This window comes from Methylobacterium sp. E-041 (assembly GCF_022829665.1).
Lineage (GTDB): Bacteria > Pseudomonadota > Alphaproteobacteria > Rhizobiales > Beijerinckiaceae > Methylobacterium.
The window spans coordinates 1-378 of the sequence record NZ_JAKSYQ010000290.1 but is presented as its reverse complement, the minus strand read 5'-3'; the positions used below and the strand labels follow the sequence as shown (position 1 = coordinate 378).

Sequence of the window (378 nt, the reverse complement as noted above, 5' to 3'; positions counted from 1 at the left end):
ACGATCTCTCACTGGAGGCTGCGATCGGTTTGGCGCAGGGGCTTGGTTTGACGGATCTGGGGTTGCCCCGGTCAAAACCAGCGGGATCGATCTACAGGCCGTGGTGAAACCGAGTGCTCTCGACCTGCGTAGTCCAGCCGCTCAGCATTTCGCACGATCGGCCCTCGGACTATCCCCAACGCCGAACTGTGCAGTCCCGCGGGGAGACGGGTTGGAGCGTATCGGAAGCGGTCTGGATTGCCTGCCCAGACCCGGCGGATCGCTTCATACGGAGCAAGGCTGCGTAGGGTCTTGAACCGCCGAGCGAAGTTGTAGGCATCCAGGCAGGCGGCGATGTGTTCACGCATCTGATCGTCGTTGTCGTAATGGTAGCGCTTG

Annotated in this window: 1 pseudogene; it reads right to left on the bottom strand. The window is 61.4% G+C overall.

The features are described from left to right. Positions 1-71 precede the first annotated feature (71 nt). Positions 72-378 (bottom strand): annotated as a pseudogene (locus MKK70_RS31175) (hypothetical protein); the annotation flags it as partial.